Source organism: Cellulomonas sp. P4_D11 (genome assembly GCF_056401915.1).
This window is the reverse complement of sequence record NZ_JBFUIK010000038.1, coordinates 22557-30768: the sequence shown is the minus strand read 5'-3', so window position 1 is coordinate 30768 and position 8212 is coordinate 22557. Positions and strand designations below refer to the sequence as shown.

General features: G+C 70.0%; 13 protein-coding genes. All 13 read right to left on the bottom strand.

Annotation, left to right across the window (positions count from 1 at the left end; genetic code table 11):
* Nucleotides 1-25 precede the first annotated feature (25 nt).
* The 13 genes from AC1DT4_RS17830 to rplX all read right to left on the bottom strand — a co-directional run bounded on the left by AC1DT4_RS17830 (nt 26) and on the right by rplX (nt 8212).
* Nucleotides 26-931 carry an LPXTG cell wall anchor domain-containing protein gene (locus AC1DT4_RS17830; RefSeq protein WP_477091106.1) on the bottom strand — a complete coding sequence of 302 codons (906 nt, stop codon included), beginning with the start codon at nt 929-931 and terminating at the stop codon, nt 26-28.
* Nucleotides 932-1179: 248 nt separating this feature from the next.
* On the bottom strand, nt 1180-2022 hold the full coding sequence (gene map, locus AC1DT4_RS17825; RefSeq protein ID WP_477091105.1) for a type I methionyl aminopeptidase: 843 nt from the start codon (nt 2020-2022) through the stop codon (nt 1180-1182).
* 2 nt (nt 2023-2024) lie between these two features.
* Nucleotides 2025-2606: an adenylate kinase gene (locus tag AC1DT4_RS17820; RefSeq protein ID WP_477091104.1), complete on the bottom strand. Its 582-nt coding sequence runs from the start codon at nt 2604-2606 to the stop codon at nt 2025-2027.
* On the bottom strand, nt 2603-3898 hold the full coding sequence (gene secY, locus AC1DT4_RS17815; protein WP_477091103.1) for a preprotein translocase subunit SecY: 1296 nt from the start codon (nt 3896-3898) through the stop codon (nt 2603-2605). Before secY ends, AC1DT4_RS17820 begins: the two co-directional genes overlap by 4 nt.
* A gap of 162 nt (nt 3899-4060) precedes the next feature.
* Nucleotides 4061-4795 (bottom strand): 50S ribosomal protein L15, encoded by a 735-nt coding sequence (gene rplO, locus AC1DT4_RS17810; protein WP_477091102.1) that lies wholly within the window; start codon nt 4793-4795, stop codon nt 4061-4063.
* Nucleotides 4796-4797: 2 nt separating this feature from the next.
* Nucleotides 4798-4980, bottom strand: a complete 183-nt coding sequence (gene rpmD / locus AC1DT4_RS17805; protein ID WP_028045050.1) for a 50S ribosomal protein L30 — start codon at nt 4978-4980, stop codon at nt 4798-4800.
* Nucleotides 4980-5651 carry a 30S ribosomal protein S5 gene (rpsE, locus tag AC1DT4_RS17800; RefSeq protein WP_477091101.1) on the bottom strand — a complete coding sequence of 224 codons (672 nt, stop codon included), beginning with the start codon at nt 5649-5651 and terminating at the stop codon, nt 4980-4982. The genes rpmD and rpsE overlap by 1 nt, the downstream gene beginning before the upstream one ends.
* Nucleotides 5652-5688: 37 nt before the next feature.
* Nucleotides 5689-6060, bottom strand: a complete 372-nt coding sequence (gene rplR, locus AC1DT4_RS17795; protein WP_477091100.1) for a 50S ribosomal protein L18 — start codon at nt 6058-6060, stop codon at nt 5689-5691.
* A gap of 2 nt (nt 6061-6062) precedes the next feature.
* Nucleotides 6063-6602, bottom strand: a complete 540-nt coding sequence (gene rplF / locus AC1DT4_RS17790) for a 50S ribosomal protein L6 (RefSeq protein ID WP_477091099.1) — start codon at nt 6600-6602, stop codon at nt 6063-6065.
* 24 nt (nt 6603-6626) lie between these two features.
* The gene (rpsH, locus tag AC1DT4_RS17785) at nt 6627-7025 is read right to left on the bottom strand and encodes a 30S ribosomal protein S8 (RefSeq protein ID WP_208212220.1); all 399 of its coding nucleotides are present in this window, start codon (nt 7023-7025) and stop codon (nt 6627-6629) included.
* Between the two features lie 85 nt (nt 7026-7110).
* On the bottom strand, nt 7111-7296 hold the full coding sequence (locus AC1DT4_RS17780; protein WP_028045055.1) for a type Z 30S ribosomal protein S14: 186 nt from the start codon (nt 7294-7296) through the stop codon (nt 7111-7113).
* Between the two features lie 2 nt (nt 7297-7298).
* Nucleotides 7299-7871, bottom strand: a complete 573-nt coding sequence (gene rplE / locus AC1DT4_RS17775; RefSeq protein WP_477049813.1) for a 50S ribosomal protein L5 — start codon at nt 7869-7871, stop codon at nt 7299-7301.
* Entirely contained in the window at nt 7871-8212 is a 342-nt protein-coding gene (gene rplX, locus AC1DT4_RS17770) for a 50S ribosomal protein L24 (protein WP_055912166.1), read from the bottom strand. Before rplX ends, rplE begins: the two co-directional genes overlap by 1 nt.

Sequence of the window (8212 nt, the reverse complement as noted above, 5' to 3'; positions counted from 1 at the left end):
CTCGTCTCGCCGGCGGCGAGGCGGGTCAGGCGGCCCGGCGCCGACACAGCAGGACGAGCGCGGCGCCGGCCAGCACGAGCACCGACCCCGCCAGCACCACGGGCGTCGTGGACGACCCGGTCGACGCCAGCACGGCACCGGAGTCGCCCCCGGCGGCCAGGACCTCGGAGTAGAAGGACTCGCTGGGCGTCGCGACCGGGCGGGCTGCGGTGACCACGGTGGGCGTGGGCGTGGGCGCTGCCGTCCCGCCGACCTCGGCCGTCGGCGTCACGGTCGGCGCCGGGACGGGCACCGCGGTGACGGTCGGCGTGGGGGCCGGGGTTGCCGTCGGGGTTGCCGTCGGCGTGGGCGAGGCGGACGGCGGGCACGGGGCCGACGCGGTCGGCGTGGGCGTCGACGTCGGGGTGGGCTGCACGGTCGGCGTCGCCGTGGGGGCGACCGCGCCGCACGCCGGCACCGCCACCATGTCGGCCAGCTCCCAGTGCCGGGCCGCGACGATCGGGCCCCAGCCGATGTAGTTGTGGGGGTAGGACGGCGCCGGGTTCCCGGTGAACACGGTGGAGTCTCCGTTCGCCTGGTCCTCCTGGACCGCCCAGCCGGCCCCACAGACGGTCACGCCTGCCGGGACGGCCGCGAGGACCTCGTCCAGCGTCAGGTCGCGGTACGAGGCGCCGGGCCACGTGGTCACCAGGTACTGCTGGGTCGAGTTCTCCCAGGAGGCCGGCTTGCGCACGTCCTTCTTGAGGTAGACGTACGCGCCCGTGGTCTGCTGGGTCTGCTGCCACTGCCGGCCGTCGCGCTGGCCGTGGCGGGACCCGTCGTGCGCCTGGGCCGCGCCGGCGCCGAGCGAGAGGAGGAGCGCCGCTGCGCCGAGAACGGCACCGCCACGGCGGAGGAAGGGGGTCGGGGAAGGACGAACGCTGCGCTGCATGAGCCACCCATCGCATCGAGTGCAGGCGCGCGCTGACCACGTGCCTGCCGGAGGTGGGCGCCCACCCTCCACCGCGCGGATCGTCCCGCGCGGGCCCCGGGGCGCCCATGGCGGATCGTTCACCGCCGCGAAGGACCGTATCCGACAAACCGGTCATCGCGCGTCCGTTTCGGCAGATCAGGGCCGATGTGTGGACAACTGGACACAGGTTCACCTGGATGGACGTACTGACGAGTAACCGCGGCGGCTCAGGCCAGCGGGGCGACCGCCACCCCGAGCGCGGCGAGGTTCGCGGCCCCACCATCGGGTGCGGTCAGCACCCAGATGCCGTCGTCGAGGATCGCCACGGTGTGCTCCCAGTGGGACGCCCGCGAGCCGTCGTCCGTGACCACGGTCCAGTCGTCCTCGAGCACCTGCGTGCGTCGGGCGCCGCGGACGACCATGGGCTCGACCGCGACACAGAGGCCGGGCCGGACGCGGACCCCGCGGTCGCGGCGCCGGAAGTTGGGGACGTCGGGCGGCTGGTGCATCGCGGTGCCGATGCCGTGCCCGACGTACTCCTCGACGAGGCCGTACCGCAGCCCGCCGTTGAACCCGGCAGCCACGGCGGCGTCGACGACGTCCTCGACCGCCTCCCCCACCGCCCCGAGGCGCTCCGCGCCGGCCAGGGCGGCGATGCCCGCCCACATCGCGCGCTCGGTCGTCTGCGCGAGGTCCACGTCGTGCGGGTCCGCACCGTCCAGCACGACGGTGATCGCGGAGTCGCCGTGCCAGCCCTCGACGATCGCGCCGCAGTCGATGGAGACCACGTCGCCCGGCTCCAGGACGCGAGGTCCGGGGATGCCGTGCACGACCTCGTCGTTCACGGAGACGCAGATCCTGGCGGGGTAGCCGTCGTAGCCGAGGAACGACGGCAGGGCACCGGCGTCGTCGATTACCGCGGCGGCGACGGCGTCGAGCTCGGCCGTGGTCACGCCGGCGACCGCGCGGTCACGGACGGCGGCGAGGGCGTCGGCCACGACCAGACCCGCGCGGCGCATCACCAACACCTGCTCGGGCGTCTTGTACTCGATCCGCTCGCGACCGAACACGGTCAGCTCGCGGTGGGCGCGCCGATCGCCGCGACGAGGCGCTCGGTGACGTCGTCGACGTCACCGATGCCGTCCACCTGCGCGAGCAGGCCGCGGTCGGCGTACACCTGGGCGATCGGGGCGGTCTCCTGCGCGTAGACGTCGAGGCGGTGGCGGACCACGTCCTCGGTGTCGTCCTCGCGGCCCTCGATCTCGGCGCGCTTGAGCAGCCGGCCGACGACCACGTCCGGGTCGGCCGTGATCTCCACCGCGAGGTCGAGCGCCAGGCCGGCGTCCGCCAGGATCGCGTCGAGCTCCGTGACCTGGGCGACGTTGCGGGGGTACCCGTCGAGCAGGAACCCGTCGGCGACGTCGTCCTGGGCGAGCCGGTCGCGCACCATCTCGTTGGTGACCGAGTCCGGCACCAGCGCGCCGCGCGACGTGTACTCCTGCACCGTCTTGCCGAGGGGGGTGCCGCCCTTGATGTTGGCGCGGAAGATGTCGCCGGTCGAGATCGCCGGCACGCCCAGGCGCTCGGCGAGCCGCGCGGCCTGGGTCCCCTTGCCCGCCCCCGGAGGACCGAGCAGGACGAGGCGCGTGCTCACCGCAGGAACCCTTCGTAGTGCCGCTGCTGCAGCTGGGACTCGATCTGCTTGACGGTCTCGAGGCCGACGCCGACCACGATGAGGATCGACGAGCCACCGAACGGGATGTTCTGGCCCACGCCGAGCACGATGAACGCGATGGTCGGGATGAGCGCGACGATGGCCAGGTAGATCGAGCCGGGCGCGGTGATCCGGGAGATCACGTAGTCCAGGTACTCGGCCGTCGGGCGGCCCGCGCGGATGCCCGGGATGAAGCCGCCGTACTTCTTCATGTTGTCCGCGACCTCGTCCGGGTTGAACGTGATCGCCGTGTAGAAGTAGCAGAAGAAGATGATCAGGATGACGTACAGCGCGAGGTGCAGCGGCGCGCTGCTCTGCGCGAGGTAGCGGCTGACCCACTGGACCCAGCCCGCGGTCGGGTCGCCGAACTGGGCCAGGAGCCCCGGGACGGCGAGCAGCGACGACGCGAAGATGATCGGGATCACGCCGGCCATGTTGATCTTGATCGGGATGTAGGTGCTCGAGCCGCCGTACATGCGGCGACCGACCATGCGCTTCGCGTACTGCACCGGGACCCGCCGCTGCGACTGCTCGACGAACACGACCAGGGCGATCACGAGGACGACGATCGCCATCACGATGATGAACTTCGAGATGCCGTTGTCACCGCCGGCGATGGACCACAGGGCGGTCGGGAAGCTCGCGGCGATCGACGTGAAGATGAGGAGCGACATGCCGTTGCCGACGCCGCGCTCGGTGATGAGCTCGCCGAGCCACATGATCAGGCCGGTGCCGGCGGTCATGGTGATCACCATGATCAGGAGCACGTACCAGCTGTCGTTCGGGATGACGTCGACGGTGCAGCCGCTGAACAGCTGACCGCTGCGCGCGACCGTGATGATCGTCGTCGACTGCAGGACCGCCAGGCCGATGGTCAGGTACCGCGTGTACTGCGTGAGCTTCGCGGTGCCGGACTGGCCCTCCTTGTGGAGCTCCTCGAACCGAGGGATGACCACGCGGAGCAGCTGGACGATGATGCTCGCCGTGATGTACGGCATGATCCCGAGCGCGAACACCGAGAGCTGCAGCAGAGCACCGCCGCTGAACAGGTTCACGAGCCCGAGCAGGTCGTTGCCCTGCGACTGCTCGATACACGTCTGCACGTTCGGGTAGGAGACTCCCGGCGTCGGCAGGAAGGAGCCGATGCGGAAGATCACCATGATCCCGATGGTGAAGAGCAGCTTGCGCCGCAGGTCGGGCGTTCGGAACGCCCGCACGAATGCGCCTAGCACCTGTCCTCCTGAGCGGCCGGAAGCCGCATCTCGTACGACCGGGTCTTTCCGGCCGTGCCGCCTGCGTTACGTCGCAAGCACCGGGGCACCCTAACTGATGCTGAAGAACATATGGGAACGGGACCGGTGGGGAGCTATGACCCCACCGGTCCCGTCCTTCGATCAGTCCTGCGCGACGCTTCCGCCGGCAGCCACGATCGCGTCCTTCGCGGTCGCCGAGTAGGCGTCGACCGCGACGGAGACCTTGACCGTGAGCTCACCGGTGCCGAGCACCTTGACGGGCTGGCCCTTGCGGACCGCACCCTTCGCCACGAGGTCGGCGACCGTCACGTCGCCACCGTTCGGGTACAGCGCCGAGAGCTTGTCCAGGTTGACCACCTGGTACTCGACGCGGAACGGGTTCTTGAAGCCGCGCAGCTTCGGGAGGCGCATGTGCAGAGGCATCTGCCCACCCTCGAAGCGCGTCGGCACCTGGTAGCGGGCCTTGGTGCCCTTGGTGCCACGACCGGCCGTCTTGCCCTTGGACGCCTCGCCACGACCCACGCGGGTCTTGGCGGTCTTGGCGCCCGGGGCCGGACGGAGGTGGTGCACCTTGAGCGTGCCGCCGTTGCCGGGCTGCGCAGCGGCCTCGGCCGCCTTCGCCGCCGCGGCGGAGACCGTCTTCTTCGGCGCAGCAGCCTTGGGCTCGGCCTTGGGGGCCTTCGCCTTCGGAGCAGCCTCAGTGGTCGCCTCAGCCTTGTCAGCCTTGGCAGCCTTCGGCTTGTCGGCCGCAGCCGTCTTCGCCTTGGTGGCCTTCGGAGCGGACTCCGTGTCGGCCTTCTTCGTCGGGGCCTTCTTGGCGGCGGCCTTCTTGGGGGCCGTCACCTCGTCGGTGCCCTTCTCCTTCTCGTCTGCCATGGTCACTCCACCTCTTCGACCGCGACAAGGTGCGTCACCGTCTTGACCATGCCGCGGATCTCAGGACGGTCCTCCTTGACGACGACGTCGCCGATCCGCTTGAGGCCCAGGGTGCGCAGGGTGTCGCGCTGGTTCTGCTTGCCGCCGATGCCAGAACGCGTCTGGGTCACCTTGAGTCGAGCCATCACGCACCTGCCTTCGAGCCCGCCGCTGCGGCCAGGCCGGCAGCCTGGGCGCGGAGGAGGGCGGCCGGGACGACGTGCTCGACCGGGAGCCCGCGGCGCGCGGCCACGGCCTCGGGACGCTCGAGACCCCGGAGGGCCGCGACCGTGGCGTGCACGATGTTGATCGCGTTCGACGAGCCGAGCGACTTGCTCAGGACGTCGTGGATGCCGGCGCACTCGAGCACGGCGCGCACCGGGCCACCGGCGATCACGCCGGTACCCGGCGAGGCCGGACGCAGGAAGACGACACCGGCAGCGGCCTCACCCTGGATGGGGTGCGGGATGGTGCCCTGGATGCGCGGGACCTTGAAGAAGTTCTTCTTGGCCTCCTCGACGCCCTTGGCGATCGCCGCGGGCACCTCCTTGGCCTTCCCGTAGCCGACACCCACGGTGCCGTCGCCGTCGCCGACCACGACGAGCGCGGTGAAGCTGAAGCGGCGGCCACCCTTGACGACCTTGGCCACGCGGTTGATCGTCACGACGCGCTCGAGGAACGCGCTCTTCTCTGCGGTGTCGCGTCCGCGACCGCCGCCGCCGTCACGGCCGCGACCGCCGTCGCGGCGGTCACCGCCGCCGCCGGCCCCGGCGCCGCCCGCAGGGGCGCCGGTGTTGCTGCGCTGAGGAGCAGCCATCAGATTGTCCTCTTCTTCGTCTGGAAGGTCGTGGTCGTCACAGCTTCAGCCCACCCTCGCGGGCGCCGTCAGCCACCGCGGCGACACGGCCGTGGTACTTGTTGCCGCCGCGGTCGAAGACCACAGCGTCAAGGCCGGCAGCCTTCGCACGCTCGGCGATGAGCTCGCCGACCTTGCGGGCCTTGGCAGTCTTGTCGTCGTTCGAGCCGCGCAGGTCGGCCTCGAGGGTCGAGGCCGACACGAGCGTCTGGCCGATGCCGTCGTCCACGACCTGCGCCGTGATGTGCCGGGCGGACCGGGTCACGACGAGGCGGGGACGCGCGGCCGAGCCCGAGACCTTCTTGCGAAGGCGCAGGTGACGACGCTGGCGGGCAATGCGCTTGCCCTTGCCGATGATCTTGATCGCCATGGCTACTTACCGGCCTTTCCGACCTTGCGGCGCACGTTCTCGCCCGCGTACCGGACGCCCTTGCCCTTGTACGGCTCGGGCTTGCGGATCTTGCGGATGTTCGCGGCGACCTCGCCGACCTGCTGCTTGTCGATGCCCTGCACCGAGAAGCGCGTGGGTGCCTCGACGACGAACGTGATGCCCGCCGGCGGGTTGACCGTGACGGAGTGGCTGAAGCCGAGCGCGAACTCGAGGTCCTCGCCCTTCGCCGTCACGCGGTAACCGGTACCGACGATCTCGAGCTTCTTGACGTAGCCCTCGGTGACGCCGGTGACGAGGTTCGCCAGCAGCGTGCGCGTGAGGCCGTGCAGCGAGCGCGAGGCGCGCTCGTCGTCGGGGCGGGTGACCACGAGGGCACCTGCCTCGTCGCGCGCCACCTCGATGGGTGCGGGGATCGTGTGCGTCAGGGTGCCCTTGGGACCCTTGACCGTCACGACCGCGCCGTTGATGTCGACATCCACGCCGGTGGGGACCGGGACGGGGACTCTGCCGATTCGGGACATGGCTAGCTCCTTTCCGTCTCGGACTTACCAGACGTAGGCGAGGACTTCCCCACCCACGCCCTTCTTGGCGGCCTGCTTGTCGGTGAGGAGACCGGAGGACGTGGACAGGATCGCCACGCCCAGGCCGCCGAGCACCTTGGGCAGGTTGGTCGACTTGGCGTACACGCGCAGGCCCGGCTTGGACACGCGCTTGACGCCGGCGAGCGCACGCTCGCGGTTGGGGCCGTACTTGAGCTCGATGATGAGGTTCTTGCCGACGACGGCGTCCTCAACCTTCCAGCCCGCGATGTAACCCTCCGCCTGGAGGATCTCCGCGATGTGCGACTTCAGCTTCGAGAACGGGATCAGCACGGTGTCGTGGTGAGCCGAGTTCGCGTTACGCAGCCGCGTGAGCAGGTCTGCGATGGGGTCGGTCATGGTCATGGGGCTTGTGCCCTTCCTCGCCGGGGTATCCCGCCCTCGAGAGAGCGGGACCTACCGACGTTCGTGTTGCTGGGTGGTGCTGGGGTTACCAGCTGCTCTTGGTGACGCCGGGGAGCTCGCCGCGGTGGGCCATCTCGCGCACGCAGATCCGGCACAGGCCGAACTTGCGGTACACCGAGTGGGGCCGGCCGCAACGCTGGCAGCGCGTGTAGCCACGCACCGCGAACTTCGGCTTGGCAGCAGCCTTGTTCTTGAGGGCAGTCTTCGCCATGGTCAGATCTCCTTGAACGGGAAGCCGAGGAGCTTGAGGAAAGCGCGACCCTCGTCGTCGGTGTCGGCCGTCGTGACGACCGTGATGTCCATCCCGCGGACCCGGTCGATGCGGTCCTGGTCGATCTCGTGGAACACGGACTGCTCCACAAGGCCGAAGGTGTAGTTGCCGTGACCGTCGAACTGCTGCGGCGAGAGGCCACGGAAGTCACGGATGCGCGGCAGCGCGGTGGAGAGCAGGCGGTCCAGGAACTCCCAGGCACGGTCGCCACGCAGGGTGACGTGGGCGCCGATGGGCATTCCCTCACGCAGCTTGAACTGCGCGATCGACTTGCGAGCCTTGGTGACCTGCGGCTTCTGGCCCGTGATCTGGGTCAGGTCGCGGATCGCGCCCTCGATGAGCTTGGAGTCCTTCGCGGCCTCGCCGACGCCCATGTTGACGACGACCTTCACCAGGCGCGCGACCTGGTTGATGTTCTCGTGACCGAACTGCTCGAAGAGCGCGGTCTTGATCTCGTCGTTGTACTTGGACTTCAGCCGCGGCAGCGCCGGAGCGGTGAGCGTGGTCTCGGTCATCAGATGTCCTTACCGGAGCGCTTGGCGACGCGGACCCGAACGGTGCGGGTACGGCCGTCGCGCTCGACCTGCTCGGTGCGGTAGCCGACCCGGGTGCCCTTCTTGGTCTCCGGGTCCACGAGCATCACGTTGCTGATGTGGATGGGCGCCTCGATCGTCTCGATGCCCCCGGTGCGCGTGCCGCGCTGCGTCTGGCCGGCCTTGACGTGCTTGGTGACGCGCTGGACACCCTCCACGACGAGGCGCTGCGACTCGACGAGGACCTCGAGCACGCGGCCCTGCTGTCCCTTGTCGCGGCCCGAGATGACGACCACGAGGTCGCCCTTCTTGATCTTCGCCAT

Coding starts and splice junctions, on each gene's coding strand:
- AC1DT4_RS17830 (WP_477091106.1), bottom strand. CDS start 931: ATGCAGCGCAGCGTTCGTCCTTCCCCGACCCCCTTCCTCCGCCGTGGC.
- rplO (WP_477091102.1), bottom strand. CDS start 4,795: ATGGCAGACGAGAAGGAGAAGGGCACCGACGAGGTGACGGCCCCCAAG.
- rpmD (WP_028045050.1), bottom strand. CDS start 4,980: ATGGCTCGACTCAAGGTGACCCAGACGCGTTCTGGCATCGGCGGCAAG.
- rpsE (WP_477091101.1), bottom strand. CDS start 5,651: ATGGCTGCTCCTCAGCGCAGCAACACCGGCGCCCCTGCGGGCGGCGCC.
- rplR (WP_477091100.1), bottom strand. CDS start 6,060: ATGGCGATCAAGATCATCGGCAAGGGCAAGCGCATTGCCCGCCAGCGT.
- rplF (WP_477091099.1), bottom strand. CDS start 6,602: ATGTCCCGAATCGGCAGAGTCCCCGTCCCGGTCCCCACCGGCGTGGAT.
- rpsH (WP_208212220.1), bottom strand. CDS start 7,025: ATGACCATGACCGACCCCATCGCAGACCTGCTCACGCGGCTGCGTAAC.
- AC1DT4_RS17780 (WP_028045055.1), bottom strand. CDS start 7,296: ATGGCGAAGACTGCCCTCAAGAACAAGGCTGCTGCCAAGCCGAAGTTC.
- rplE (WP_477049813.1), bottom strand. CDS start 7,871: ATGACCGAGACCACGCTCACCGCTCCGGCGCTGCCGCGGCTGAAGTCC.
- rplX (WP_055912166.1), bottom strand. CDS start 8,212: ATGGCGAAGATCAAGAAGGGCGACCTCGTGGTCGTCATCTCGGGCCGC.